This is a genomic window from Pseudomonas sp. S10E 269 (genome assembly GCF_002798465.1).
Taxonomy (GTDB): domain Bacteria; phylum Pseudomonadota; class Gammaproteobacteria; order Pseudomonadales; family Pseudomonadaceae; genus Aquipseudomonas; species Aquipseudomonas pergaminensis.
Genome location: NZ_PHIJ01000001.1, coordinates 6064429 through 6090967, shown reverse-complemented (window position 1 = coordinate 6090967; position 26539 = coordinate 6064429). Strand labels below are relative to the sequence as shown.

General features: G+C 59.9%; 21 protein-coding genes. 8 read left to right on the top strand and 13 right to left on the bottom strand.

Going from position 1 to position 26539, the window contains the following annotated elements; translation table 11 throughout:
* From CWC48_RS28215 to gloB, 5 genes are all read right to left on the bottom strand, one after another.
* A complete protein-coding gene (locus tag CWC48_RS28215; protein ID WP_078048081.1) occupies window positions 1-1077 on the bottom strand; it encodes a microcin C ABC transporter permease YejB in 1077 nt (358 codons plus the stop codon).
* On the bottom strand, window positions 1078-2916 hold the full coding sequence (locus CWC48_RS28210) for an extracellular solute-binding protein (RefSeq protein WP_099493926.1): 1839 nt from the start codon (window positions 2914-2916) through the stop codon (window positions 1078-1080). It abuts the gene before it with no gap.
* Window positions 2913-4742, bottom strand: coding sequence for an extracellular solute-binding protein (locus tag CWC48_RS28205; RefSeq protein WP_099493925.1), 1830 nt, complete (start codon window positions 4740-4742; stop codon window positions 2913-2915). Before CWC48_RS28205 ends, CWC48_RS28210 begins: the two co-directional genes overlap by 4 nt.
* A 294-nt stretch (window positions 4743-5036) precedes the next feature.
* Window positions 5037-6452 (bottom strand): lytic transglycosylase domain-containing protein, encoded by a 1416-nt coding sequence (locus CWC48_RS28200; protein WP_100490943.1) that lies wholly within the window; start codon window positions 6450-6452, stop codon window positions 5037-5039.
* A gap of 98 nt (window positions 6453-6550) precedes the next feature.
* Complete coding sequence (gloB, locus tag CWC48_RS28195; RefSeq protein ID WP_078048085.1) at window positions 6551-7318, bottom strand: hydroxyacylglutathione hydrolase; 768 nt, start codon at window positions 7316-7318, stop codon at window positions 6551-6553.
* Window positions 7319-7383: 65 nt separating this feature from the next.
* Here gloB and CWC48_RS28190 point away from each other — a divergent pair, with 65 nt between their 5' ends.
* From CWC48_RS28190 to CWC48_RS28165, 5 genes are all read left to right on the top strand, one after another.
* Window positions 7384-8142 (top strand): class I SAM-dependent methyltransferase, encoded by a 759-nt coding sequence (locus CWC48_RS28190; RefSeq protein WP_078048086.1) that lies wholly within the window; start codon window positions 7384-7386, stop codon window positions 8140-8142.
* A 30-nt stretch (window positions 8143-8172) separates the two neighbouring features.
* Window positions 8173-8625, top strand: a complete 453-nt coding sequence (gene rnhA, locus CWC48_RS28185; RefSeq protein WP_003173571.1) for a ribonuclease HI — start codon at window positions 8173-8175, stop codon at window positions 8623-8625.
* 82 nt (window positions 8626-8707) lie between these two features.
* Complete coding sequence (gene dnaQ / locus CWC48_RS28180) at window positions 8708-9448, top strand: DNA polymerase III subunit epsilon (protein ID WP_177409512.1); 741 nt, start codon at window positions 8708-8710, stop codon at window positions 9446-9448.
* Between the two features lie 186 nt (window positions 9449-9634).
* Complete coding sequence (locus CWC48_RS28170) at window positions 9635-11890, top strand: Orn/Lys/Arg decarboxylase N-terminal domain-containing protein (protein WP_078048088.1); 2256 nt, start codon at window positions 9635-9637, stop codon at window positions 11888-11890.
* Window positions 11891-11898: 8 nt separating this feature from the next.
* A complete protein-coding gene (locus CWC48_RS28165; RefSeq protein ID WP_099493921.1) occupies window positions 11899-12480 on the top strand; it encodes a GNAT family N-acetyltransferase in 582 nt (193 codons plus the stop codon).
* A gap of 56 nt (window positions 12481-12536) precedes the next feature.
* Here CWC48_RS28165 and CWC48_RS28160 read toward each other — a convergent pair whose 3' ends face one another.
* Window positions 12537-13445, bottom strand: coding sequence for a LysR substrate-binding domain-containing protein (locus CWC48_RS28160; RefSeq protein ID WP_078048090.1), 909 nt, complete (start codon window positions 13443-13445; stop codon window positions 12537-12539).
* Window positions 13446-13554: 109 nt separating this feature from the next.
* Between CWC48_RS28160 and CWC48_RS28155 the strand changes: the two genes are divergently transcribed.
* Window positions 13555-13896: a hypothetical protein gene (locus tag CWC48_RS28155; RefSeq protein WP_078048091.1), complete on the top strand. Its 342-nt coding sequence runs from the start codon at window positions 13555-13557 to the stop codon at window positions 13894-13896.
* A 61-nt stretch (window positions 13897-13957) separates the two neighbouring features.
* Here CWC48_RS28155 and CWC48_RS28150 read toward each other — a convergent pair whose 3' ends face one another.
* The gene (locus tag CWC48_RS28150) at window positions 13958-14194 is read right to left on the bottom strand and encodes a hypothetical protein (RefSeq protein ID WP_016979714.1); all 237 of its coding nucleotides are present in this window, start codon (window positions 14192-14194) and stop codon (window positions 13958-13960) included.
* A 227-nt stretch (window positions 14195-14421) separates the two neighbouring features.
* Here CWC48_RS28150 and CWC48_RS28145 point away from each other — a divergent pair, with 227 nt between their 5' ends.
* Entirely contained in the window at window positions 14422-14979 is a 558-nt protein-coding gene (locus tag CWC48_RS28145; protein WP_100490941.1) for an NADPH-dependent FMN reductase, read from the top strand.
* A 114-nt stretch (window positions 14980-15093) separates the two neighbouring features.
* Here the strand turns inward: CWC48_RS28145 and poxB are convergent, their stop codons facing one another.
* Entirely contained in the window at window positions 15094-16818 is a 1725-nt protein-coding gene (gene poxB, locus CWC48_RS28135; RefSeq protein WP_078048093.1) for a ubiquinone-dependent pyruvate dehydrogenase, read from the bottom strand.
* 77 nt (window positions 16819-16895) lie between these two features.
* Entirely contained in the window at window positions 16896-18128 is a 1233-nt protein-coding gene (locus CWC48_RS28130; protein WP_100490939.1) for an NADH:flavin oxidoreductase/NADH oxidase family protein, read from the bottom strand.
* Window positions 18129-18199: 71 nt separating this feature from the next.
* Between CWC48_RS28130 and CWC48_RS28125 the strand changes: the two genes are divergently transcribed.
* The gene (locus CWC48_RS28125) at window positions 18200-18604 is read left to right on the top strand and encodes a MerR family transcriptional regulator (protein WP_100490938.1); all 405 of its coding nucleotides are present in this window, start codon (window positions 18200-18202) and stop codon (window positions 18602-18604) included.
* A 40-nt stretch (window positions 18605-18644) separates the two neighbouring features.
* Here CWC48_RS28125 and CWC48_RS28120 read toward each other — a convergent pair whose 3' ends face one another.
* The 4 genes from CWC48_RS28120 to CWC48_RS28105 all read right to left on the bottom strand — a co-directional run bounded on the left by CWC48_RS28120 (window position 18645) and on the right by CWC48_RS28105 (window position 26214).
* Entirely contained in the window at window positions 18645-19139 is a 495-nt protein-coding gene (locus tag CWC48_RS28120) for a DUF934 domain-containing protein (RefSeq protein ID WP_048727764.1), read from the bottom strand.
* The gene (locus tag CWC48_RS28115) at window positions 19123-20781 is read right to left on the bottom strand and encodes a nitrite/sulfite reductase (RefSeq protein ID WP_100490937.1); all 1659 of its coding nucleotides are present in this window, start codon (window positions 20779-20781) and stop codon (window positions 19123-19125) included. Before CWC48_RS28115 ends, CWC48_RS28120 begins: the two co-directional genes overlap by 17 nt.
* Window positions 20782-21185: 404 nt before the next feature.
* Window positions 21186-21404: a DUF2970 domain-containing protein gene (locus tag CWC48_RS28110; RefSeq protein WP_099493915.1), complete on the bottom strand. Its 219-nt coding sequence runs from the start codon at window positions 21402-21404 to the stop codon at window positions 21186-21188.
* Between the two features lie 94 nt (window positions 21405-21498).
* Window positions 21499-26214, bottom strand: coding sequence for a dermonecrotic toxin domain-containing protein (locus CWC48_RS28105; RefSeq protein ID WP_256581766.1), 4716 nt, complete (start codon window positions 26212-26214; stop codon window positions 21499-21501).
* Window positions 26215-26539 lie beyond the last annotated feature (325 nt).

Here is a 26539-nt window from a genome sequence, read left to right as displayed (position 1 = left end):
TCAATGCTCCCGGCTGGCAAAGTCGATACGCGGATCGACCAAGGTGTAGGTGAGGTCGCCGATCAGTTTCACAATCAGCCCCAGCAGGGTGAAGATGAACAACGTGCCGAACACCACCGGGTAGTCGCGGTTGATCGCCGCTTCAAAGCTCATCAGGCCCAGGCCGTCGAGGGAAAAGATCACCTCCACCAGCAGCGAACCGGTGAAGAAAATGCCGATAAACGCCGAAGGGAAGCCGGCGATTACCAGCAACATCGCATTGCGGAACACATGGCCGTACAGCACGCGGTGGTTGGTCAGGCCCTTGGCCTTGGCGGTGATCACGTACTGCTTGTTGATCTCGTCGAGAAAGCTGTTCTTGGTCAGCAGGGTCATGGTGGCAAAGTTGCCGATCACCAAGGCCGTGATGGGCAGCGCCAGGTGCCAGAAGTAATCGAGGACCTTGCCGCCCCAGCTCAGCTCGTCGAAGTTGTTCGACGTGAGCCCGCGCAAGGGGAACCAGTCCAGGTAACTGCCACCGGCAAACACCACGATCAACAGGATCGCAAACAGGAACGCCGGGATCGCGTAGCCGACGATGATCGCCGAACTGGTCCACACATCGAAATGGCTGCCGTGCCGCGTGGCCTTGGCGATCCCCAGGGGGATGGACACCAGGTACATGATCAGCGTGCTCCATAACCCGAGGGAGATGGACACCGGCATCTTTTCCTTGATCAGGTCGATGACCTTGGCGTCACGAAAGAAGCTGTCGCCGAAATCCAGCTGGGCGTAGTTCTTGACCATGATCCACAGGCGTTCCGGCGCCGATTTGTCGAAGCCGTACATCTTCTCGATTTCCTTGATCAGCGCCGGGTCCAGGCCCTGGGCGCCTCGGTAGCTGCTGGAACCGGCCACCGACACCTCGGCACCGCCGCCGGCAATGCGGCTGGTGGCGCCTTCAAAGCCTTCGAGCTTGGCGATCATCTGTTCCACCGGGCCCCCGGGGGCGGCCTGGATGATGACGAAGTTGATCAGCAGGATCCCGAACAGCGTGGGGATGATCAGTAACAGGCGGCGAAAGATATAGGCCAGCATTTAATCGCCTCCGCTCGCCGGATCGGCGTGGGTGCTCGTGTCTAGGGGAATGGCAGGCTTGGCGTCGGGTTTGGCCCACCAGGTGGCCGTGCCGACGTCGTAGCGCGGCGGGACTTTGGGGTGGCCCAGGTGGTCCCAGTACGCGACGCGGAAGGTCTTGATGTGCCAGTTCGGGATCACGTAGTAGCCGAACTGCAACACGCGGTCCAGGGCCTTGGCATGCGCCACCAGGCTTTTGCGCGAATCGGCGTCGATCAGCTCTTCCACCAACTGGTCGATGGCCGGGTCCTTGAGGCCCATGTAGTTGCGGCTGCCAGGTTTGTCGGCGCTGGAAGACTTCCAGAACTCCCGTTGTTCATTGCCCGGCGAGGTTGACTGCGGGAAGCTGCCCACCAGCATGTCGAAGTCCCGCGAGCGAATGCGGTTGACGAACTGCGAGACGTCCACCCGGCGGATCACCAGGTCGATCCCCAGGTCAGCCAGGTTGCGCTTGAACGGCAGCAGGATGCGTTCGAACTCGGTCTGGGCCAGCAGGAACTCGATTTTCACCGGCTTGCCAGTGGTGTCGACCATCTTGTCGTCGACGATGCGCCAGCCGGCTTCCTGCAGCAGTTGGTAGGCTTCGCGTTGCTGTGTGCGGATCATGCCGCTGCCGTCGGTCTTGGCCGGTTCGAACGCCTGGGTGAAGACTTCGGGCGGGATCTTGTCGCGCAGGGGCTCGAGGATTTTCAGCTCATCTGGACCTGGCAGGCCGGTGGCGGCCATCTCCGAGTTTTCGAAGTAACTGCGGGTGCGGGTGTAGGCACCGTTGAACAGCTGCTTGTTGCTCCACTCGAAATCCAGCAACAGGCTGATGGCCTTGCGCACCCGCACGTCCTGGAACATCGGTTTGCGCATGTTGAACACGAAGCCCTGCATGCCGGTGGGGTTACCGTTGGGGATTTCTTCCTTGATCAGGCGACCCTGGGCCACCGCCGGGATGTTGTAGGCGTTGGCCCAGTTCTTGGCGCTGAATTCCAGCCAGTAGTCGAACTGCCCGGCCTTCAAGGCTTCCAGGGACACGGTGCTGTCGCGGTAATAGTCGGTGATGCGGTTATCGAAGTTGTAGAAACCCTTGGCGACCGGCAGGTCCTTGGCCCAGTAGTCTTTGACCCGCTCGTAGCGGATCATGCGCCCGGCCTTCACCTCGGCGACCTTGTACGGCCCGCTGCCCAGCGGCACTTCAAGGTTGCCCTTGGCGAAGTCGCGGGTCGCCCACCAATGCTTGGGCAATACCGGCAGTTGGCCGAGGATCAGCGGCAATTCGCGGTTATTGGTGCGCTTGAACTTGAACAGCACCTTCAGCGGGTCCTCGGCGACCACTTCGTCGACGTCGGCGTAATAGGTGCGGTAGATCGGCGAGCCTTCCTTGATCAATTCCTGGAAGGTAAACACCACATCTTCGGCGCGGATCGGGTGGCCGTCGTGGAAGCGTGCTTCGGGGCGCAGGTAGAAGCGCACCCAGCTGTTGTCCGGGGCTTTTTCGATCTTGCCGGCGACCAGTCCGTACTCGGTGATGGGTTCATCCAGGCTTTGCATGGCCAGGGTGTCATAGATCAGGCCGAGGTTGTCGGCCGGTACGCCCTTGCTGATGTAGGGGTTGAGGCTGTCGAAACCACCCATGGCCGACTCTCGGAACGTGCCGCCCTTGGGCGCATCCGGGTTGACGTAGTCGAAGTGCTTGAAGTCGGCGGGGTATTTCGGTGGCTCGTTGTAGAGCGTCAACGCATGTTGCGGGGCGGCTTGGGCCACGGTGCACAGCAGCAGGCCGCCGAGCAGGGCAGTACGCAAAGACATCATTGGGCTTTCTCCGAAGCTTTCAGCCACCATGCGCTCAGGCCCAGGCTGTAGGGCGGCGTGGTGACAAAGGCGAACCGGTTGCGGTACGCCAAGCGATGATAGTTGAGGTACCAGTTGGGAATGCTGTAGTGCTGCCACAGCAGTACCCGGTCCAGGGCACGGCCGGCGGCCAGTTGTTCCTCGCGGGTCTTGGCAGCCAGCAGGTGTTCCAGCAGGTGATCGACAACCGGGTTGGCGATGCCTGCGAAGTTCTTGCTGCCCTTGATCGCGGCCTGGCTGGAGTGGAAATACTGCCACTGCTCAAGGCCTGGGCTCAGGGTCTGGTTGAGGGTGATCAGGATCATGTCGAAGTCGAATTGATCCAGGCGTTGCTTGTACTGGGCGCGGTCGACGGTGCGCAGGCGCGCGTCGATGCCGATGCTGATCAAGTTCTCGACGTAGGGCTGCAGGATGCGCTCCAGGTTCGGGTTGACCAGCAGGATCTCGAACCGTAGCGGTTGGCCGTCCTTGTTGAGCAGGCGCTGGCCGGAAAGTTTCCAGCCGGCGTCGCTGAGCAGCGCCAGCGCACGGCGCAGGGTTTCGCGGGGGATGCCACGCCCATCGGTCTGGGGCAAGCTGAACGGCTGGGTAAACAGGTTGGCCGGCAACTGCTCGCGGTAGGGCGAGAGCATCAGCCACTCATGGCCGGTGGGCACACCGGTCGCGGCGAATTCGCTATTGGGGTAGTAGCTCAAGGTGCGCTTGTAGGCGCTGCTGAACAGGGTGCGGTTGGTCCATTCGAAGTCGAACATCAGCCCCAGGGCTTCACGCACCTTGGTCTGGCTGAAGGTGGGCCGCCGGGTGTTCATGAACAGGCCCTGGCTCTGGGTCGGGATCTGGTGGGCGATCTGCGCCTTGATCACGTCGCCACGGTTCACCGCGGGGAAGTTGTAGCCATTGGCCCAGTTCTTGGCCTGGTGCTCTATGTAGATATCGAACTCGCCGGCCTTGAAGGCTTCGAAGGCCACGTCGCTGTCGCGGTAGAACTCCACCTCGACCTTGTCGTAGTTATAGAAACCCTGATTGACCGGCAGGTCCTTGCCCCAGTAATCCTTGACCCGTTCGAACACCAATTGCCGGCCAGGCGTGACTTTGCTGATGCGGTACGGCCCGCTGCCCAGTGGCGGTTCAAAAGTGGTGGCCTTGAAATCGCGGTTTTTCCAATAGTGTTGGGGCAATACCGGCAACTCGCCCAGGCGCAGGATCAGCAACGGGTTGCCGGCGCGCTTGAACACAAAGCGGATGCGGTGCCGGTTGAGGATATCCACCCGTGCCACTTCCTGCAGGTTGGTGCGGTACTGCGGGTGGCCTTCGGTCAGCAGGGTGCGATAGGAAAACGCCACGTCATAGGCGGTGATCGGCTTGCCATCGTGAAAGCGCGCTTCCGGGCGCAGGTTGAACACCACCCAGCTGCGGTCCTCGCTGTATTCCACCGACTGGGCGATCAACCCATAGCTGGAGGTGGGTTCATCGCCGGAAGGCGCGTACAGGCCGGTGCCGACCATCAACGGCTCGTTCAGCTCATTGACGCCGTATTGCAGGAAGTTGGGCGTGGAAACCGGGCTGGAGCCCTTGAAGGTGTAGGGGTTGAGGGTGTCGAAGGTGCCAAAGGCCATGACCCGCAATGTCCCGCCTTTCGGCGCTGCAGGGTTTACCCAATCGAAGTGGGTGAATTTGGCCGGGTACTTGAGGCTGCCGAACTGTGCATAACCGTGGCTTTCGGTAATCGTCGCGTTCGCAGCAAAGCTCAAGGCCAGACTTATTAGTAGAAGGAGGGGACGCTTCAAGTCAGGGATCCGATCCAGGCGGCTTGGGCTTTATGATCGGTACAGTAACAGCTTGTTCCGGTTGGAAAAAGCCGGTCGGCTGACGGAGATTCCATGTGGCGCTGGCTTGCGTGGTGAGCGGGCTTGCTGTGGTGAGCGGGCTTGCCCCGCGCAGGGCTGCGCAGCAGCCCCGTTGGCTATACGCATTGTTCCAGACAAAATGCATTGCATGGTTTTAGGGCTGCTGCGCAGCCCAGCGCGGGGCAAGCCCGCTCACCACAAAGCCCGCTCACACAAACAAGCTTTGTTTGTCAGTCAGCGTGGCCCGGAAACCACCAGCATCTGCCCCGGCTTGAGCGCCTGGCCGGTACGCGGGTTCCAGCGCTTGAGATGTTGCATCTCAACGTTGAAGCGCTTGGCGACGATGTACAGCGAGTCGCCTTTCTTGACCTTGTATTGCACCGGCTTCTTGCTGTCGGCCTTGGCCACCAGCTTGCGCGTGTCCTGCATCACCAGGGTCTGGCCGACCTTGAGGGCCTGGCCGTTGAGCTTGTTCCAGCGCTGCAGGTCATGCACATCGACCTTGTTGGCCTTGGCAATCAGCGTGAGGTTGTCGCCACTGCGCACCTTGTAGCTGCGGGTACGCCCGGCCACGCGCGCGGTCTCGACTTCGTCGAACACCTGCTTTTTAGGGCGCATCGCCAGCAATTCTTCCGGCTTCATCGTCGAAAGGGTGCTGGTGAGCAATTGCGCCTTGGAGCTTGGCACCAGCAAATGCTGAGGGCCGTCCAGGGTGGTGCGTTGCTTCAGGGCCGGGTTGAGCTGGAACAGTTCGTCTTCGTCGATCTCGGCCAGCGCGGCAACCCGGGACAGGTCCATGCTTTGCTTGACTTCAACCACTTCGAAGTACGGTGTGTTGGCAATCGGGTTGAGGTTGACGCCATAGGCCTCGGGCGCCAGCACCACCTGGGACAGCGCCAGGAACTTGGGCACGTAGTCCTTGGTTTCCTGGGGCAGCGGCAGGTTCCAGTAGTCGGTCGGCAGGCCGAGCTTCTCGTTGCGCTCGATTGCCCGGCTCACCGTGCCTTCGCCAGCGTTGTAGGCGGCCAGGGCCAGCAGCCAGTCACCGTTGAACATGTCGTGCAGGCGGGTCAGGTAGTCGAGGGCGGCGGTGGTGGAGGCGGTGATGTCACGGCGGCCATCGTAGGCGCGGGTCTGGCGCAGGTTGAAGTAGCGCCCGGTAGAGGGAATGAATTGCCACAAGCCGACCGCATCGCTGCGCGAATAGGCCATCGGGTTGTAGGCACTTTCAATCACTGGCAGGAGTGCCAGCTCCAGGGGCATGTTGCGTTCTTCAAGGCGTTCGACGATGTAATGAATGTAGAGACTGCCGCGTTCCCCGGCATTCTCCAGAAAGGACGGGTTGCTGGCGAACCACAGGCGCTGTTGCTCGATGCGCGGGTTGACGCCTACGCCGTCCTGCAATTGAAAGCCGCGTCGCATGCGTTCCCAGACGTCCTGGGGGGCCTCGGGAGTTGGCTTTTCCGACAGCCAGATGACGGGTTTCTGTTTGATCTTGGCGCTGAGGTTAGGCTTGGGTTGCACGGTGGATTGTGCGGTGAAATTGCTTGATTGGCAGCCCGCCAGTGTGGCGGACACAGCCACCGCCACAGCTTGAGCCAGGCGGGTCAATGCGTCTGAATGGTTGGATTTACGAATAGATGACGACATTGGCTGGAAGTAAGTTCCGGGCAAAAATGTCGGGCGATTCTAGAAACCCGATTGGTTCCGGTCAACCATTCAGAAATTACGTATCAGATTGCATCCCGTTAGAACTTATCTTTCCAAGCCCTCAAGCTAGCAAACACCTCGGCCCCAGAGCGGTTGTCGCGGCCATTCCGTTCGTCCGCTTTTTGTTTAACGGATGTTTCAGCGGTGCGCAAAAAAGGGTTGGTGCGTTTTTCCAGGGCTAGATTGGAAGGCAGCGTGATCTCGCCACGCGCCCGAAGTTGGCGGACAGTTTCCACCCGTTCGGCGATATCGGCATTGTCCGGTTCCACCGCCTGGGCGAATTTGAGGTTACTTTGGGTGTATTCGTGGGTGCAGTACACCCGCGTGTCGGCGGGCAGGGCGGCCAGACGCTCAAGGGAGGCGTACATCTGTTCCGGCGTGCCTTCGAACAAGCGCCCGCAACCGGCGGCGAACAGGGTATCGCCACACAACAGCACGCCCGGGTGATAAAAGGCGATATGGCCCAGGGTGTGGCCGGGCACTGTATAGATGTCAAAGTCCCAGCCGAGCACGGTGATGCGGTCGTTGTCGTTGAGCGCCACGTCCCGTGCCGGGATCTTCTCGTTGGCCGGGCCGTACACCTTGGCGTCGGTTTCGCCTTTGAGTTGTTCGACGCCGCCGACATGATCATGGTGGTGGTGGGTGATCAGGATGTCGCTGAGGCTCCAGCCAGGGTTCTGCTCGAGCCAGGCCAGCACGGGGGCGGCGTCGCCAGGGTCGACCACGGCGCAGCGTCGGGTGCTTGGGTCCTGTAACAACCATATGTAGTTATCGGTGAAGGCGGGCAGGGCACTGATCTGTATCATTCTTCGATTCGCCAAGCTGAACACATTGGTGCATCTTAGAACGTCTAGGCGAGTTGGAGAATGCAATGACTGATAAAGCGTTCGCCCAGGCCGATCCTGAGTGGCTGGCCTTGATCGGTGCAGCCCGCGAATGGCTGTCCGGTCCCATCGGGCAATTTCTGCTGGACGAAGAACGGCGCATGCTCGAAGACGAGTTGGGCCGGTTCTTTGGTGGCTACCTGGTGCATTACGGTCCTTCGGCCGAAACGCCGCCGTCCGCGCCGCAGGTGCAGCGCAATGTGCGCCTGGGGGCACCGTTGCCGGGGGTGGAGATTGTCTGTGAGGAGCAGGCCTGGCCGCTCAGCGAACACGCCGCTGACGTGGTGGTGTTGCAGCATGGCCTGGATTTCTGCCTGTCGCCCCACGGCTTGCTGCGCGAAGCCGCGAGCAGCGTACGGCCAGGGGGCCATTTGCTGATTGTGGGGATCAACCCCTGGAGCAGTTGGGGCCTGCGCCATGTGTTCGCCCACGACGGCCTGCGCCAAGCACGCTGTATCTCGCCGCAACGGGTGGGCGACTGGCTGAACCTGCTGGGCTTCGCGCTGGAGAAACGCCGCTTCGGGTGCTATCGTCCGCCGCTTGCGTCAACCAAGTGGCAAAGCCGCCTCGCCGGCTGGGAGCGCCGCGCAGGTGCCTGGCAATTGGGCGGTGGCGGCTTCTATCTGCTGGTGGCACGCAAGATCGTGGTTGGGCTGCGGCCGGTGCAGCAGGTGCGCCGCGAGCCGATGGGCAAGCTGGTGCCCATGCCGATGGCCAAGGTCAACCGCAAGCAAAGCGATGCATGACCCTCTTCTTGAATGAATACCGAGTGACCGATGACCGATAGCGTAGAACTCTTCACCGATGGCGCCTGCAAAGGCAATCCGGGCCCTGGCGGCTGGGGCGCGTTGCTGGTGTGCAAAGGCGTGGAGAAAGAGTTGTGGGGCGGTGAAGCCAATACCACCAACAACCGCATGGAGCTGATGGGCGCCATTCGTGGCCTCGAAGAACTCAAGCGCCGCTGCAACGTGCTGCTGGTGACCGACTCGCAATACGTGATGAAGGGCATCAACGAGTGGATGGTCAACTGGAAGAAGCGCGGCTGGAAGACCGCCGCCAAGGAGCCGGTGAAAAATGCCGACCTGTGGCAACTGCTCGATGAACAATGCAATCGCCACGACATCACCTGGAAATGGGTGCGCGGCCACATCGGCCACCCCGGCAACGAACGCGCCGACCAGTTGGCCAACCGAGGCGTGGACGAAGTGCGCGGCTACAAGCAGAGCTGATGGCGACTCACGTGTTAATATCGCGCGCCTTGATTCACACCACACCGCACACCACACCGTTGAGAGCTGAACCCTGATGGCCATCCGATCTGTTGTACTCGATACCGAAACCACCGGCATGCCGGTGACCGACGGCCACCGGATCATTGAAATCGGCTGTGTCGAACTGATGGGTCGTCGTCTCACCGGTCGTCACTTCCACGTCTACCTGCAACCGGACCGCGACAGTGACGAGGGCGCGATCGGCGTCCACGGTATCACTGACGAATTCCTCAAGGGCAAGCCGCGTTTTGCCGAAGTCGCCGATGAGTTCTTCGAATTCATCAACGGCGCCCAACTGATCATCCATAACGCGGCGTTCGACGTCGGCTTCATCAACAACGAATTTGCCCTGATGGGGCAAACCGATCGCGCAGACATTTCCCAGCACTGCTCGATCCTCGACACCTTGATGATGGCCCGTGAGCGTCACCCGGGCCAGCGCAACAGCCTGGATGCCTTGTGCAAACGTTATGGCGTCGACAACTCCGGCCGTGAACTCCACGGCGCCTTGCTCGACTCCGAGATTCTCGCCGACGTCTACCTGACCATGACCGGCGGGCAGACCAGCCTGTCCCTGGCGGGTAATGCCAGCGATGGCAGCGGCTCGGCGGAAGGCTCGGGTAACCGACCTTCGGAAATCCGCCGCCTGCCGGCTGATCGCAAGCCCACGCCGATTATTCGCGCCAGTGAGCAGGACCTGGCCGAGCACCTGGCACGGCTGGAAGCGATCGCCAAGTCGGCGGGTGCGCCGGCGCTGTGGACCCAACTGACCCAGCAATAACCCATCCTCCCTGTAGGAGCCGGCTTGCCGGCGATGAAGCCCTTGAACCCTGCGATAGGTTCGGGGCCGCCATCGCCGGCAAGCCGGCGCCTACAGAGGGTGTGTTGCCTGTTCGAAATCTTCATTCGCCACATCCGCTTCCAGCTTCTACCCTTGAGTGCATAGCCCTCAGGACTACAAGCGCTGATGTATAAAGACCTGAAGTTCCCCGTCCTTATAGTGCACCGCGACATCAAGGCCGACACCGTTGCCGGTGACCGGGTCCGAGGCATCGCCCGAGAGTTGGAGCAAGAGGGCTTCAGTATCTTTTCCGCAGTGGACTACGCCGAAGGCAGGCTGGTGGCTTCTACCCATCACGGCCTGGCGTGCATGCTGATCGCCGCCGAAGGCGCCGGCGAGAATACCCATCTGTTGCAGAATATGGTCGAGTTGATCCGGCTTGCGCGGCTGCGGGCGCCCAATTTGCCGATCTTCGCGCTGGGCGAGCAAGTCACCCTGGAGAATGCGCCGGCGGACGCGATGAGCGAGCTCAACCAACTGCGCGGGATCCTTTACCTGTTCGAAGACACCGTGCCGTTTCTCGCCCGGCAAGTCGCTCGCGCGGCCCGTACTTACCTGGATGGCCTGTTGCCGCCGTTCTTCAAGGCGCTGGTGCAGCACACCGCGGATTCGAATTACTCCTGGCACACCCCCGGCCATGGCGGCGGCGTGGCCTACCGCAAGAGCCCGGTAGGGCAGGCGTTCCATCAGTTCTTCGGCGAAAACACCCTGCGTTCGGACTTGTCGGTGTCGGTGCCCGAGCTGGGTTCGCTGCTCGACCACACCGGGCCGCTGGCCGAAGCCGAGGCCCGCGCGGCGCGCAACTTTGGCGCTGACCACACTTTCTTCGTCATCAATGGCACCTCCACCGCCAACAAAATCGTGTGGCATTCCATGGTCGGGCGCGATGACCTGGTGCTGGTGGACCGCAACTGTCACAAGTCGGTGCTGCACTCGATCATCATGACTGGCGCCATTCCGTTGTACCTGTGCCCGGAACGCAATGAGCTGGGGATCATCGGCCCGATTCCCCTGAGCGAATTCAGCCCTGACGCGATCCGCGCCAAGATCGACGCCAGCCCGCTGACCCGTGGTCGTCCGCCCAAGGTGAAGATGGCGGTGGTCACCAACTCCACCTATGACGGCCTGTGCTACAACGCCGAGTTGATCAAGCAGCAGTTGGGCAATAGCGTTGAGGTCCTGCACTTTGACGAAGCCTGGTACGCCTACGCGGCGTTTCATGAGTTCTTCGCCGGCCGCTACGGCATGGGCACTTCGCGCACGCCGGACAGCCCGCTGGTGTTCACCACCCACTCTACCCACAAGCTGTTGGCGGCGTTCAGCCAGGCCTCGATGATCCATGTGCAGGACGGCGGCGCGCGCCAACTGGACCGTGACCGCTTCAACGAAGCGTTCATGATGCATATTTCGACATCGCCGCAATACAGCATCATTGCCTCGCTGGATGTGGCCTCGGCGATGATGGAAGGCCCGGCTGGGCGCTCGTTGTTGCAGGAAATGTTCGACGAGGCCCTGAGCTTCCGCCGTGCCCTGGCCAACCTGCGCCAGCACATCGCCGCCGAGGATTGGTGGTTTTCCATCTGGCAGCCGCCGTCGGTGGCGGGTATCGACCGGGTTGTCACCGCCGATTGGCTGTTGCACCCGCAGGACGACTGGCATGGCTTTGGTGATGTCGCCGAGGACTACGTGCTGCTGGACCCGATCAAGGTGACACTGGTGATGCCCGGTCTCAACGCGGGCGGGGCCCTGAGTGATTGCGGGATTCCGGCGGCGGTGGTCAGCAAGTTCCTTTGGGAGCGTGGCCTGGTGGTGGAAAAGACTGGGCTGTACTCCTTCCTCGTACTGTTCTCCATGGGCATTACCAAAGGTAAATGGAGTACCTTGCTCACCGAGTTGCTGGAGTTCAAGCGCAGCTACGACGCCAATGTCAGCCTGGCCAGTTGCCTGCCATCGGTGTTCGCCCAGGGCCCGACGCGCTATCAAGGCCTGGGCCTGCGCGACCTGTGCGATCAATTGCATAGCTGTTACCGTAGCAACGCCACCGCCAAGCACCTCAAACGGATGTACACCGTTTTGCCGGAAATCGCGATGAAACCCGCCGACGCCTACGATCAGTTGGTCAGGGGTGAAGTGGAGGCGGTCTCCATCGACGCCTTGCCAGGGCGCATCGCAGCCGTGATGCTGGTGCCTTATCCGCCGGGCATTCCACTGATCATGCCGGGCGAACGCTTTACCGAGTCGACACGCTCGATCATCGATTACCTGGCCTTCGCCAGGACCTTCGATAGCAGTTTTCCCGGTTTTGTCGCCGATGTTCATGGGTTGCAACACGAAGATGACGGCAGTGGTCGTTGTTACACTGTCGATTGCATCAAGGGTTAAGGATGTTTATGCAAGCTGTAATGAACCCGAAATACCCGGGGCTCAGTGTACGGGTCGCCGACGAAGGCTTTGATGCCTACGTGTGGGGTAATGACTTCAGCTTTGAGGTCAGTGCCTACGGTGAGCCGCAGATGGGCAAGCGGGTCGACCAATGGCCTGTGGAGCGCATCCTGCCGTACCGCAAGTGCTATGGCATTGACCCGGAGGAGTTCGCCAGTTTTCGCGACGCACCCGACAGCGCGATCTTCATGGCTTACCTGGACGACCGCCCGGTGGGGCATATCGTGGTCAGCACCAATTGGAACGGCTTTGCCCATGTCGATGAATTGGCCGTCGCCTTGCCCGCCCGGCGTCACGGGGTGGCCAAGGCGTTGCTGGATGTGGCGCAGTTCTGGAGCCGCAAGAAAAACCTGCCCGGCATGATGCTCGAAACCCAGAACAACAACCTCGGCGCCTGTCGCTTGTACGAGCGTTGCGGCTACGTGATGGGCGGCATCGACCACCTGCGCTATCGCGGCATCGATCCGCAGACCCGCGAAGTGGCGATTTTCTGGTATCGGATGTTCAAGACAGAAGTCGATGCGACCTGACGGGTAACCTGCAGGCGCCGGCTTGCCGGCGACAGTCGTCCACGATAACGCAGGGCCTACAACGGTCTTGAGTCGCTGGCCAACAACCCTTCAGCCTTCTGCGTCACGATCTCCAGCAACGCATTCAACGCCGGGGAGGTCGCGCCGTCCTTGAGGGTCAGCGCATACAGGCTGACCATGATCGGCGGCGACACCGGGCACGCATCCAGCCCGGCCTCGCGCGCGCCAAACGCGGTGAACGGGTCGACCACCGCCAGGCCTTCTCCCGCCTCTACCATGCTGCGCATCATCTGATAGGTCTGCACGCGCGTTTGCACCACCGGCAGCGGGCGCAAGGCTTGCAGCTTGGCGTCCAGCAGGCGGCTGAGCGGGTCCTGGCCCTCCAGGCCGATCATCGATTGGCCCGCCAGGTCCTGCAGTGCAATGTACTTCTGCTTGGGCTTGAGCCAGCCATGGGGCGCCAGCAGTTGCAGTTTGCCCTGGGCCAGCACACGGCTGTGGATCTGCGGGTGTTCCGGGTCATGCAGGCTCAATCCCACATCGGCTTCGTGCAGCAGCAGGCTCCTGACGATCTCGCGGGTCGGTTGGCTGGACAGGTTGCAGGGGGTGTCCTGGAAGCGTCGGCGCAGCACTGCGATGCTTTGCGGCAACAGTTGATTGGCCAGGGGCGGCGTACAGAGCGCGCGCAGGGTCGGGGCATGATGGTTTTTCAAACGGCTGGCCAGGCGTTGCACCGGCTCCAGTGCCTCGTACACATGGGCGATTTCTGCCTGCAACTCCAGGGTTTCCCGGGTGGCCTGCAGGCGCCCGCGCACGCTGGCGAACAACATAAAACCCAATTGCGCCTCGGCCTCCTTGAGCGCCGCCTCTACATCGCCCACAGGGAGTTGCAACCACTCGGCGGCCAGGCCTGGGTGTCCGGTCTGCAAGATGGCCTGAATCACTTCGATATGACGTAAACGCATCGCCGGAGTCTATGTGCAGCGGCCCGGGGATTCAATAGAATGGCTGCGCTGATCATCAACGACCAAAGCCGGCTACCGGCGTTAACAACAAAAACAGGTCTGGTCTCATATGCCTCTACCCTCGATCCTCGGGGTAACGGCCAAGCAACTGCTGGTCCTGGTGACCGTGGGGTGCGTGGCTGCTTATCTCGTCAACACGCAAAACGAAACCCCGCCGGAAAACCTGGCACTTGAAGCGTTTATCCGTTCCCAGGAACAGGTCGTCGAACAAGTGGGCGCGGTGCTGGGGCTTGAATTGGTCAGGCAGGTGGTTGCGCATCCCGGCTATAACACCGTGGGCTACCAACGTTCGATGTATGCCGTCGAAGGCGAGCGGGGGCGGTTGATGGTGACGCTGAAGAAGACAGAAGGGGAGCCGGTGATTGAAGTCACCGAGATTCGCCGGCCGTGATCACCCCAGCCCAGTCAACGCCATCAATGGCCAGGACTGAGCAGGTGGATAGGGCGGGATCTTATGACGCGAGAGTGGTTTGCGACTCGCGCACAAGAATAGTGCCCGATTGGATCAACTTGAATTCGTCGCCTTCCAGTTTCTCTACACGATCGCCAATGGCCAGCTTGTAGGTGGTGGTAGGTGCCGAGCCAGCCAGGTCGCCTTGCGCCGGGTTGGATTCCTGGAACTCATGCACCGAATACACGCGTCCTTCTGCGTCTCTGGCATGAAACTGTCCGACTAGTACTGCTGCCATCTGTTTAGAACCTCTGGAGATAAACACTCGATTTGCGGTTCTGTAGACCGTCATGGAGCGGGGTAGTTTACTTACGGAATAAAAATACTATTCGCTGATCTTTTCAGATGATTCCTACGCATCACGCTGCGAAGCAAACAGCCTGGGGATTATCAAAACCCGCTGGTGAACACGCCGCGAAGACTCTATAACTACAAGCTCCTTTAGTCAGACGTCGGGAAACCCCAATGAGCAAGGTCTACACCGTAGCCGTCCTGGTTGGCAGCTTGAGAAAAGACTCGATCAACCGCAAGGTCGCGCTGGCATTGGCCGAATTGGCCCCTGCCAACCTGAAGTTGAGCATTGTGGAAATTGGCGATTTGCCGCTCTACAACGAAGACATTGACGGTGCGACATCGCCGGCAGCCTACAGTACTTTCCGTCAACACGTGAGCTCATCCGACGCGGTGTTGTTCGTGACCCCGGAATACAACCGCTCTGTCCCGGCGCCGCTGAAGAACGCCATCGACGTCGGGTCACGTCCCTACGGCAAGAGCGCCTGGAGCGGCAAGCCAGGCGCGATCATCAGCGTGTCGCCGGGTGCGATTGGTGGGTTTGGCGCCAACCATCACCTGCGCCAGTCTCTGGTGTTCCTTGATGTATGGTGTATGCAGCAGCCAGAAGCTTACCTGGGGGGCGCGGGCAACGTGTTTGACGACGCCGGCAAGGTGTCGGAAAAGACCAAGCCGTTTCTGCAGGCGTTCATTGATGCCTACGGTAAATGGGTGGAAAAACAGCACGCTTGATTTGCAACGAGATCAAATTGTGGGAGCGGGCTTGCTCGCGAAAGCGGAGCGTCAGTCGATGTATTTATCAACTGACAGCTTGCATTCGCGAGCAAGCCCGCTCCCACATTGGGTTCAGCGCAGCCAGTTGGTGCGCGCCAGTTCGATCACTTCATCGCCACGGCCGCTCATCACCGCCTTGAGCATGTACAGGCTGAACCCCTTGGCCTGCTCCAGCTTGATGGTCGGCGGCATCACCAGTTCCTGGGTGGCGGTGACCACGTCTACCAGCACCGGGCCGTCATGGGCCAGGGCGCGGCGCAGGGCCGGTTCCAGGTCTTCGGATTGCTCCACGCGGATGCCGAGGATACCCATGGCGTTGGACATGGCGGCGAAGTCCGGGTTTTTCAGCTCGGTGCCAGCATCCAGGTAACCTGCGGCTTTCATTTCCATGGCGACAAAACCCAGCGACGAGTTATCGAACACGATGACTTTCACCGGCAGATTCAGCTGCGCCAGTGAGATGAAATCCCCCATCAACATGGCAAAGCCGCCGTCACCGGACATCGAGATCACCTGGCGATCCGGGAAAGCCGCCTGCGCACCAATCGCTTGGGGCATGGCGTTGGCCATCGAACCGTGGTTGAACGAACCGATCAGGCGACGCTTGCCATTCATCTTCAAATAGCGCGCCGCCCACACGGTCGGCGAACCCACGTCAGCGGTGAAGATGGCATCGTCATCCGCCAACTCGCTGAGCAGGCGCGCGACGTATTGCGGGTGGATCGGCCGATTGGCCTTCGACGGTTGAGCCAGGTCGTCCAGCCCTTGACGGGCCTTTTCGTAATGCTTCAAGGAGGTTTCGAGAAAGCTGCGATCGGTCTTGCGCGTCAAGCGCGGCAACAGGGCGCCGATGGTTTCACTGACATCGGCGGCAATGCCCAGGTCCAGCGTGGCGCGACGGCCCAGGGCCTGGGGGTTGCGGTCAACCTGAATGATCTTGGCGTCGGTGGGGTAAAACTGGCGGTAGGGAAAGTCCGTGCCGAGCATGATCAACGTGTCGCAGTCGAGCATGGCGTGGTACCCGGAGCTGAAGCCGATCAGGCCGGTCATGCCCACGTCGAACGGATTGTCCCACTCCACATGTTCTTTGCCGCGCAGGGCGTGGACCACGGGAGCGCCGAGGGTGTCAGCCAGGGCCACCACTTGATCATGGGCGCCGGCGCAACCGCTGCCGCACAGCAGGGTGACTTTCTGACTGCTTTCAAGGATCTCGGTGAGGCGTTGCAGGTCCGGGTCGGCGGGCAGCGTGCGCGGTGCGTGCAGGGCTGGCCAGGGCTTGAGCTTGTCCTCGACTTCCAGCAGCGACACGTCGCCCGGAATCACCACCACCGCCACACCACGATTGAGGATCGCCGAGCGCATGGCGCGGTGCAGCACATGAGGCATCTGCTCGGGGTTGGTCACCAGTTCGATAAAGTGGCTGCACTCCTTGAACAGTTCCTGTGGATGGGTTTCCTGGAAGTAGTTGAGGCCGATCTCCGAAGACGGGATCTGCGCGGCAATCGCCAGCACCGGCACATGGTTGCGATGGCAGTCGAACAGGCCATTGATCAAGTGCAGGTTGCCTGGCCCGCAACTGCCGGCGCACACAGTCAACTCACCCGTGGCGGCCGCCTCGGCACCCGCAGCGAATGCCGCCACTTCTTCGTGACGCACATGCATCCACTCGATGCTGTCCATGGTGCGCAGGGCGTCGGTGAGGCCATTGAGGCTGTCGCCGGTCAGGCCCCAGATGCGCTTGATGCCCGCCTGTTCAAGGGTGGTCGCCAATTGCTGGGCCAGGTTGATTTTCGCCATGAAGAACTCCAATCGTCAGTGAGGTTAAAAACTGCTGATCAATAGGGGACAGTTCGATCACGGCGGATGTTCATCCTTTAATGTGAAGATTGCGTCATGGCTGCCCGGTACTGCCGGGTACGCCGCGCCAGAAACCATTGGTCACGCACCAACGCCATGCACGGCGCAACATTGGCTTTGGGCAAATGGCCGCGGCTGAGGCGGCGCATCTGGTAGCGCACCACCGCGAGGATGGCGAGGGAGGCCAGGGGTTTGCGCTTCCAGTCGATGGGCTTGAGTTGCGGGTTGGGGTCGCGGCCTTCGCGCCAGTGCTGGATCAGTTGCGGCTCCAGGGTCAGGGCCGTGGCGATCCCGGCCATGGCGACGCCGCTGTCCAGCACCTGTTGCACGATGGGCAGGCGGCGAATGCCGCCGGTGACCATCACCGGCATCTTGGCGATGGTCGCCAGTTGGCTGGCGAACTCCAGGAAGTACGCCTCACGTGCCAGGGTGCGACCGTCACGTGCTTCACCTTGCATGGCCGGCGCTTCGTAACTGCCACCGGATAACTCCAGCAGGTCGATGGGCAACGGGTTGAGCATTTCGACCACGGCGAGTGCGTCGGCTTCTGCAAAGCCGCCCCGTTGGAAGTCGGCAGAGTTTAGTTTGACGGCGACACAAAACGACGGGCTGACGTTAGCGCGCACTGCACGAATCACTTCCAGCAACAGCCGCGCGCGGTTCTCCAGGGAACCGCCCCAGCGGTCGGTGCGCTGATTGCTCAGCGGTGAAAGGAACTGGCTGAGCAAGTAGCCATGGGCACCGTGGATCTGCACGCCGGTAAACCCGGCTTGCTCGGCCAGGCGTGCGCTGGTGGCGAAGCGCTGGATCACGTCCTGGATGTCGTCTTCGGTCATGGCCTTGGGCGTGGCAAACATCTTCGAAAAACCGCCCAGGTCGAGCGCCACGGCGGACGGTGCAATGGCCTGCTGGCGCAGGTTGGCCGGCGTCTGGCGACCTGGGTGGCTGAGTTGTACCCAGAAGTGCACGCCGTTGTCGCGCGCCACGTCGGCCCACTCGCGAAAGCTCGCCAGGTGCTGCTCATCCTCAAGCGCCACGCCGCCGGGGCCGGTCATGGCGCGGCGGTCGACCATCACGTTGCCGGTGATCAACAAGCCGGGCTCGCCCTGCGCCCAGGCCTTGTACAACTGCTTCAATTCGCGCGACGGCGCCTGATTGCCATCGGCCATATTTTCTTCCATCGCGGCCTTGGCGATGCGGTTGGAGAGGACTTGACCATTGGGCAATGGCAGGGCTTCAAAGGGTGACATTGGTTGACTCCTGAGCGGGGGAGGCCTCAGGCTAAGCTTAAAGTTAACTTTAATGTCAAGCAGGGGCGGTGATGAATATTGGTGAGCTGGCAAAGCAGAGTGGGTTAGCGGCTTCGCGGATCCGCTTTTATGAGGCTGAGGGGCTGATCAGCCAGGTGGGGCGCCAGGCCAATGGTTACCGACGATATGCGCCGCAGGCTCTGCAAACCCTGCAACTGATCCAGAGCGCGCAACAGGCAGGCTTTACCTTGCAGGAACTCAAGGCACTGATGCCGGCGCCGGGCGAGCACAAGCGCGAAGAGTTGATCGAGGCATTGGAGCGCAAGGTCGCGCAGATCGAAGAGATGCAAGCGCAGTTGGCGCACAGCAAGGCGCAATTGCTGGGAGTGATCGAAGCGGTACGGGCGCAGCCGGAAGGTGTGCCCTGCAGCATGGGGCAAAAGCAGGTGCTGGCGTCGATCAAACGCGAAGCGTAAAAAAGCCCTGGCATGCCAGGGCTTTTTCATACGCCAATACTCAGCGACGACGGAACAGCGGCAGTGGTTCATCCGTGGCGGCCTGGTACGTCACCGAGAAGTCCTTGAGGCTTTCCAGCGCTTCGTACGGGTCTTTGTCGGCGCGCAGGGCGAAGGCATCGAAGCCGCAGCGGCGCAGGTAGAACAACTGGTCGCGCAGCACGTCACCAATCGCGCGCAGCTCGCCTTTGTAACCGTAACGGTCACGTAGTAGGCGTGCGTTGGAGTAGTTGCGGCCGTCGGTGAAGGCCGGGAAGTTCAGGGCGATGACCTGGAAGTGTTCCACGTCGTCACCGATCTCTTCGGCTTCTTCATCGGCGTCCAGCCACACGCCCAGGCCGCCGTCGCGGGCCTTGAGGGCGTGGCCGTGTTCGCGCCACAGGGCCAACGGCACGATCAGGTCGTCGCAGTTGGAGATACCGTCGAAGCTCGCGTCCTTGGGCAGCAGGTGCCAGGTTTCATCGAGGACTTCGTTGTTCTTAATGATTCGCTGCATAGACGCGCTCCTTGAACAGGTCGATGCCGATGCGCTGGTAGGTGTCGATGAAACGCTCATCTTCGGTGCGCTGTTCGATGTACACATCGATCAGCTTGCCGATCACCTCGGGCATGGCTTCCTGGGCAAAGGACGGGCCAAGGATCTTGCCCAGGCTCGCATCGCGGCTGGCGCTGCCACCCAGGGACACTTGGTAGAATTCTTCGCCTTTCTTGTCCACGCCCAGGATGCCGATGTGGCCGACGTGGTGGTGACCACAGGCGTTCATGCAACCGGAAATGTTCAGGTCCAGCTCGCCGATGTCGAACAGGTAATCCAGGTCGTCGAAACGGCGCTGGATCGATTCGGCGATCGGGATCGACTTGGCGTTGGCCAGGGAGCAGAAATCGCCGCCCGGGCAGCAGATGATGTCGGTCAGCAGGCCGATGTTTGGCGTGGCGAATCCGCCTTCGCGCAACTCGCCCCACAGGGTGAACAGTTGGCTCTGCTCAACGTCCGCGAGAATGATGTTCTGCTCGTGGGAAGTGCGCAGTTGACCGAAGCTGTAGCGGTCGGCCAGGTCGGCGACGGCGTCCAGCTGCTTGTCGGTGATATCGCCCGGTGCAACACCGGTAGGTTTCAGCGACAGGGTCACCGCGACATAACCCGGCTTCTTGTGCGCCAGGGTGTTGCGGCCACGCCAGCGAGCGAAACCCGGGTGCTCTTTATCCAGCGCTGCCAACTCGGCGTCCTGATTGCCCAGGGCCTTGTACTCGGGGTCGACGAAGTGCTTGGCGACGCGGTGCACCTCGGCTTCGGTCAGGGTGGTCTGGCCGCCGCGCAGGTGTTCCATCTCGGCGTCGACCTTCTGGGCAAACACCTCAGGGGTCAGCGCTTTGACCAGGATCTTGATCCGGGCCTTGTATTTGTTGTCACGACGGCCATAGCGGTTGTAGACCCGCAGGATGGCGTCGAGGTAGCTCAACAGGTCCTGCCACGGCAGGAACTCATTGATAAAGGCACCGACCACCGGCGTACGGCCGAGGCCGCCACCTACCAGTACGCGAAAGCCCAGCTCGCCGGCTGCGTTGTGCACCGGCTCCAGGCCGATATCGTGCACTTCGATGGCGGCGCGGTCCGAGGTCGAGCCATTGACGGCGATCTTGAACTTGCGCGGCAAGTAGGCGAACTCAGGGTGGAAGGTGGTCCACTGACGGATGATTTCGCACCAGGGGCGTGGGTCGATCAGCTCGTCGGCGGCAACACCGGCGAATTGGTCGGTGGTCACGTTGCGCAGGCAGTTGCCGCTGGTCTGAATGGCGTGCATCTGCACGGTGGCCAGTTCAGCCAGGATGTCCGGCACATCTTCCAGCGCCGGCCAGTTGAACTGTATGTTCTGGCGGGTACTGATGTGGGCATAGCCTTTGTCGAAGTCGCGGGCAATCTTGGCCATCATGCGCATCTGGCGCGAAGTCAGTTGGCCATAGGGCACGGCCACCCGCAGCATCGGCGCAAAGCGCTGAACATAAAGGCCATTTTGCAGGCGCAGAGGGCGGAACTCTTCTTCGCTCAGTTCACCTGCTAGGTAGCGTCGGGTCTGATCACGGAACTGCTTGACGCGGTCCTCGATGATGCGCTGATCGTATTCGTCGTATACGTACATATAGGTCCTGTTCTCGGCAAATCTGCGCGCACGGCCGCGCACTCCCAACGGAGCCGGCGCACGATACCAGTTTGCGTTTATGCGCAAAAGTGATGTTTGAGTATATGCAAATAACCAAATTGACTAATGAGAACGGTTATCGCGATACCCACATTTGTCATGCGGGCAATCATCGACTTTACTGTGATCGTGTCTGAACGTTATCACCTATAAAACCGACAAGAGGCGATGCGATGAGCAATTCGACAAAAGCCCGTAAACCCGACAGTACCGTGGACGCCTGGGCCATTCTGTTCTTGATAATCCTGGTGGTTGGGACTGCCGTGTTCTGGGTCAGCCACCAGTAGTCATAGAGACGGACCCCTGTAGGCGCTGGCTTGCCAGCGCCTACAGTCAGGTTGGGTTCACACGCCGGCCAAGTGCAATACCAGTTGCACGATGCCAAACAGCGTCAGCGCAAACACCACCGTAAACAAAATTCCCAGGATCACAAAGTGGCTGGGCTTGCCGTGGGTGAAATCCCGCGCGCGGTTCTTGCCGCTTTGCACGCCAAACGCGGCGGCCATGACGCTGTGGAGCATCTGCCAGAAGCTCGGCGGTTTGTTGTCGATTGGATCGTCCATACAGCCCTCGTCAGCAAGATCATGCTACAGAGCATAGACAATCTGTCATCCAGCACCTCATCGTTCACCCACGAAGCGCGCCCCAACTTAGCCTCTATAATTGCGCCAGCTTGAAAAACAAATCGTTATCCAGCGGCGCTTTGATCACGGCTCTTTCCAGGTAAATCACTTCACGGTTATTCGCTCGCGCCCGTTCGATCAATTCTTTGAGTGTGTAGGGCCGATCCTCTACGGTCTTCAAATGGCCGAAGGTACTTTGCTGGACGGGGGTGTCGACGGAGGGGTAATGGAAGTGGGCGTACCACAAAATGGTTTCCTCGTACGGTTTGCCTTGCGCAATTTTACTTTTATCGCGCACGGTATATTCGTCGAGGAAGTCGCCTGCCTTCAGTGGGACGCGACGTTTAGACAAGTTTATATCGACGCACTTGTTTTTCCACAGGTAGTCAACTTTGAACGCTTGAGGACGCTGCTTCAGGTAGCCTTTACTGCGCGCCTCAGCGGCCAACGTTTTTAAGGCATTCGACTCGGCACGGTAATCGTTGATCAGTTCAGTGGCCTTTGAGGCGGTGCTGTGTTCGCGTTGAATTTCATCGGCCAACGCGTCCATCTTGTTCGCGTGCTGGGTCAGCATGTCGTCCCAGTCCAATGGGGTTACGTCTTCGCGTTCCGAGGGGTTTTCCAGCTTTTTCTGTTGGGCGCGTATCGTGTGCTCAATCCCCGCTTTTTGAGCGATCAGGGTGCGTGCATCGCCTGTTATCTTTTTCAACGAACGTGTGACCTTTGGTTTGGGCGGTTCGACCGGCGCGGCCGTGACAACCTTGACCCATACCCCTTCACTGGCGTGTTCGTGGTAGGTGGCAATGGGTTGGTCGGTGATAGGGTCTTTGATATCGACAAAATTGCCGGGTGCGTCAGGCTGACTGGGGCGTAACTCACCAATCAGGTGTTGATTGTCGCGGGTTTTGATTACTCTGCGGTTGGCGTTTTTGGGGCGTTTGGCTTTTTTGGGCTCTGGCAAGGGGGCGATTGCTTCTTCAGCCCGGATCAAATCGGCTAACTGTTTTTCTGCGTTCGAACGCATCTCGCTGAAGAGATCCAGAAGCGGCGCTCGATACTGCTCGCGCAGCAACCGGGATTTCATTTCAGCTAACGAGTTAACTGCATTTCCCATTCGCTCAAGCATGTGAAGCAAATTGCCGAGCATCGCAATTTGATCGGACGGTGAATAGCCGCTGACCGAATTGACTTCCTTATAATAAGTGAGGACTTTGACGGCGGCATTGCGGTCCATAAGTTCGCTGCCGAAGTGTCGCTCCGCGGGAATGTCCGTTTCAATCGCACGATTGATGATCAACTCATTCAGCGTTAAAAATTGGTAAAATATTACGCGCGCTTTGGACATGTCATACGACGTTGGCAAATAACTCTCAAATCTCTCACGCAGCGGCCCTGAGTCCTCCAGCGTGTATTCGATTATTTCTGCGCTTATTAACATGCCCTCGAAACACTCCAATCGTAGCGTCGCGCTTTCGATTAAATCATCGTAGCTAACTGTATCCCTTTTGAGCAGTTCGCTATCGATGCGGAGCAAGTATTCAGGATAGCTTTCCCCCATCGGGCTGCTTAAGGTGAGATTGATGTAGTCATTATCGAAGTCATAAGATGACACGTTAAACTGGAAATTATACTCAATCATCCGATCTTGTATGTCTTTATAGTCCACGGCCGTCCTGTCCATGTCTATTAGTTTGCTGGCCTTTACTGAAACCTGCGTGCACTCCATTGCAAATAAAGCCGCCTTTTCCTTATAGATATCGACTGTGACTGCCCAGTGGCGTTGGGCAAGTCTCATGTCCTGTTGCCTTTGTAGATGGCGTTCTCTGATTCTGGGAATCAGTTCGGGAAGTAGTTGGGGATTCTTGTACCTTTCCAAATCCTCTCGCACTAAGCGCATGCTGGTTTTCATTTGAGCCCCGGCAGTGCGCGCTGCGTCATAAAGCTGTTGGGTAGTGGCATACTTTTGTGCCGCATCTAGACTAAAGGTTTGCAATTCCGAACGCAGTTGATCCAGATTTTCTTGGCGTTTTGTCTTCCATTCCGTTATTCGCCCTCTAGGCATGCCACCCTCCAACCGTGCCTGACGGTCCAGCCGCCATTTTCCCAGGTCGTCGCGGGTCAGTTTGAAGCCCGGATGGTGTGTACGCTGTGGGTCAACCAGGTAAACATCGCCGAAACCCGGCACCACGCTGACTTGGAACAGCAGGCCGCCGACACTGGCGTGCCAGGCATCGCCGATACGGTATAGCCCCTTGAGGCGGCCACTCGTTTCTGGCGGCAAGGACGATGGCCACGGCACATGCACGGCGAGCAAAGCTTTCAGCAAGTTGGCGCCCGCCTTGGGGCTGGCAATCGAGCGGGTGAATTCCAATGCGGTATGGCCTCTCGCTGGAGGCTCTCCCGGCAACGCCACGGTGCCCTGTCGAACCTGAGCGACTCCCGGTTGAGCGGGCATGCCTGCAATACGGCGCAACGGCTTAAGGTGCAGAAGGTGATCGTGTTCCTCCAGCTTCGGCAAAGGTTTTGCGGCTCTTTCAGAGGGGGTGGTGCCATGCATCAGCACCATTGCGATATTAAGTAGCAGGTCGATCAGTGCCAACTCGCGGCGGGTGGGTTCATCACTGTCAAGGCCCTCCAAGTCCTCTTGCAGGCTGCTGACCAGTACCAGGAACCAACCCGCCAACATTAAGGCCCCCCGCGCCAGCGGTAACAGCAGGGTGTTAAACAACAGCCAGGCCCCCTCCATCATGACGGCCCAGCGGCTTTCGCTGTTGGACACAGACGCTCTATCCGCCACGTCAACCAGGGCGCGGGCGGTACTGCCGAACAAATGGTTGAGCAACTTACCGTTGACTTGCGACTGTAACCATTCTTGCGCCCCTTCATCGATGGACAGCGTCGCGGGGGCAGGCTTTTCGCGGGTAACGAACTCATCTCCGGGCAGGAATCTGATGATGTGCGGCTCCTTGATCCCGCCGTGGTCGTAGACCGCACGCGCTTTGTCGCTCAGCCAGGTCAGTACGCTGGTTTGCAAGGCGCCTGGGCTGGCGAGTGCGTCCAGCAAGGCCTGACGCGTCGAGTATTGATGAAGGGCTTCGTCGTATAACGGGCGATACAGCAGGTGCGGTCCTTGATGACTGTCGCGGGGCTCGATCACGAAGAAATTGTTAACGATATCGGGTGGGGCACCGGCTTTTCGGCACAGGCCCAGGGGGCGCAGGACGATCTCCTGACCGTCGACGACTCTGTCGGCGGGTGTATAGCCCATCAATGCTTTTACATACCGATAGCCGGTGGTGGTCACGCCGTATTGCTGCCTGATCGCATACTCCAATGCCTGTATCGGCAGCTTGACCTTGAGCTCGCGGGTAAACAACCGTTCCCGGCGGCGTGCTTCGGCGGTGTCAGACAGCAACATCTCCTTGATCTTCTGTGGATAGTGGGTGCCGATGTCGACGCGCTGGATCAAGCCGGCGCTACCCAGCAAGTAGGTCTCGTTGAGCCAGTCCGGCAGAGCCTTGGTGCCTTTCGCAGAGAGCGTAAGCGTTCCTTTGGGCTTACCGGCGAGATTCTTCACGGCCAGCTCCGTCAGTGACATCTGTACATGCTCGATAAAGCCAGAACCGCCTGGGTAGCCTGCGGCCACTGCAAAGTCCAATATCACATCGTCGGGATCAAAATCAGCATGATCGGCCTGCATTTGTTTGCGCAGTGCGTCGCGGCTGAAGCCGTGGATAGTCTCAATACCCTCGTTGAACGAACGGCCCTGCTTCTGTTTCACCACTAGCGCCATATCCTGCAAGTGGCGCAGGTAGGCAAAGCGGTCATCGGCAGTCGCTTGCGCGAGGTGTTCGGGAAGCTGATCGTTGATCGTTTGCAGCTGCGTGGCAGGCGGCACAGGCACAGTGGTGAAATGCAAGGCTGGATCCGTGAGCGTATCCAGAGTGAGGGTCAGTGCCTCTTCACTTTGACCCTGGAATGACAGCGCCGCCAGGTCTTCCAGTTGCTGATTGAGGATAAGTCCGGCCTGGCGTTCAAACACATTGCCTTCAGGCTCGTTGCGCCGCCAGGTCACGCTGTCGCACTGGAACTGGCGCTGCATTCGACTGCCCCAGCTTTCACCAAAGGCGTCAATCGAATCAAACGGCTCGATGACGCCGGCCACGCTGTACAGCAGCACCTGCTTGTCGCGAACCAGCAACAGGTCGGGCGTGAGCAGGCATTCTTCTTTCCCATCTTTGGATAGCGTGGTTTCAATGAAATAGACATAGGTGATGGGCGTGGAACGCGGCAGACGCTCCAGAAGTTCTGGCCAGGTGGCAGTGACGGTCAGCATGTCCCGTTGTAGGTCGGTCAGGCCTGAGTGGCCTGCTGCTGTGGCAGTCATCTGGCCGTTGAGAAACTCGCCCAGCCATTGCCAGCGGCTTTGTCCATGGCTGTCGATTGCGCTCCAATAGTCGGCCAGGGCTTGCTGGAAATAGAGGTAGAGCGATTCGGGCAACTCGTCGATGATTTGCGCAATGACCTGCATATCAATTGGAGGGGGGGCAGAAGGCTCGAGGGTCGTGGGTATTTGCTGCGTAAGGTAAAAGGGCAGCTCCCTGCGCGAGCGCAAATCCAGCAGTTGCGGGTTCACGACATGCGCGATAGCGATGTTTATCAGCAGTGGGTAGGTATAACTGCCGGAGGGCGTAGGGCTCGCCAGCCTGGTCGTGAGAAGGTCCAGTTCCAGAGTCCGGTAACGCTCCATGATACGGTCGCGCAGGGTATTGAATACTACCGAGAACAAAGAGGGGCGGGAGGAGAAGCGCTTATGGATTGCCTGGGCGGGTATCTGGCTGGAAGCAGCGGGTGATGGGGGAGGGTGGGGGTGGGCATGGCTAAATCCTTTTTCCTGTAGATCCCGGTATTGCTTGGCTGCCGGGTCAGCAGATCGATAATCGGTCTGCGACAGGAAATCGTATTTTTTTGCAGTGAATGCGGTAAGGCGCTACCGCAACGGGCCCTGGGTGCTTAGCCCGTGACAACAGTGCACCGCTTTGAAGTGCATCGGGGGTGGTTTTCTGAAGCTTATT

Coding starts and splice junctions, on each gene's coding strand:
- poxB (WP_078048093.1), bottom strand. CDS start 16,818: ATGGCGAAAATCAACCTGGCCCAGCAATTGGCGACCACCCTTGAACAG.
- CWC48_RS28190 (WP_078048086.1), top strand. CDS start 7,384: ATGACTGATAAAGCGTTCGCCCAGGCCGATCCTGAGTGGCTGGCCTTG.
- CWC48_RS28125 (WP_100490938.1), top strand. CDS start 18,200: ATGAATATTGGTGAGCTGGCAAAGCAGAGTGGGTTAGCGGCTTCGCGG.
- gloB (WP_078048085.1), bottom strand. CDS start 7,318: ATGATACAGATCAGTGCCCTGCCCGCCTTCACCGATAACTACATATGG.
- CWC48_RS28165 (WP_099493921.1), top strand. CDS start 11,899: ATGCAAGCTGTAATGAACCCGAAATACCCGGGGCTCAGTGTACGGGTC.
- rnhA (WP_003173571.1), top strand. CDS start 8,173: ATGACCGATAGCGTAGAACTCTTCACCGATGGCGCCTGCAAAGGCAAT.
- CWC48_RS28150 (WP_016979714.1), bottom strand. CDS start 14,194: ATGGCAGCAGTACTAGTCGGACAGTTTCATGCCAGAGACGCAGAAGGA.
- CWC48_RS28145 (WP_100490941.1), top strand. CDS start 14,422: ATGAGCAAGGTCTACACCGTAGCCGTCCTGGTTGGCAGCTTGAGAAAA.
- CWC48_RS28110 (WP_099493915.1), bottom strand. CDS start 21,404: ATGGACGATCCAATCGACAACAAACCGCCGAGCTTCTGGCAGATGCTC.
- CWC48_RS28115 (WP_100490937.1), bottom strand. CDS start 20,781: ATGTACGTATACGACGAATACGATCAGCGCATCATCGAGGACCGCGTC.
- CWC48_RS28155 (WP_078048091.1), top strand. CDS start 13,555: ATGCCTCTACCCTCGATCCTCGGGGTAACGGCCAAGCAACTGCTGGTC.
- CWC48_RS28215 (WP_078048081.1), bottom strand. CDS start 1,077: ATGCTGGCCTATATCTTTCGCCGCCTGTTACTGATCATCCCCACGCTG.
- CWC48_RS28160 (WP_078048090.1), bottom strand. CDS start 13,445: ATGCGTTTACGTCATATCGAAGTGATTCAGGCCATCTTGCAGACCGGA.
- CWC48_RS28200 (WP_100490943.1), bottom strand. CDS start 6,452: ATGTCGTCATCTATTCGTAAATCCAACCATTCAGACGCATTGACCCGC.
- CWC48_RS28120 (WP_048727764.1), bottom strand. CDS start 19,139: ATGCAGCGAATCATTAAGAACAACGAAGTCCTCGATGAAACCTGGCAC.
- CWC48_RS28210 (WP_099493926.1), bottom strand. CDS start 2,916: ATGATGTCTTTGCGTACTGCCCTGCTCGGCGGCCTGCTGCTGTGCACC.
- CWC48_RS28170 (WP_078048088.1), top strand. CDS start 9,635: ATGTATAAAGACCTGAAGTTCCCCGTCCTTATAGTGCACCGCGACATC.
- CWC48_RS28105 (WP_256581766.1), bottom strand. CDS start 26,214: ATGGAGCGTTACCGGACTCTGGAACTGGACCTTCTCACGACCAGGCTG.
- CWC48_RS28130 (WP_100490939.1), bottom strand. CDS start 18,128: ATGTCACCCTTTGAAGCCCTGCCATTGCCCAATGGTCAAGTCCTCTCC.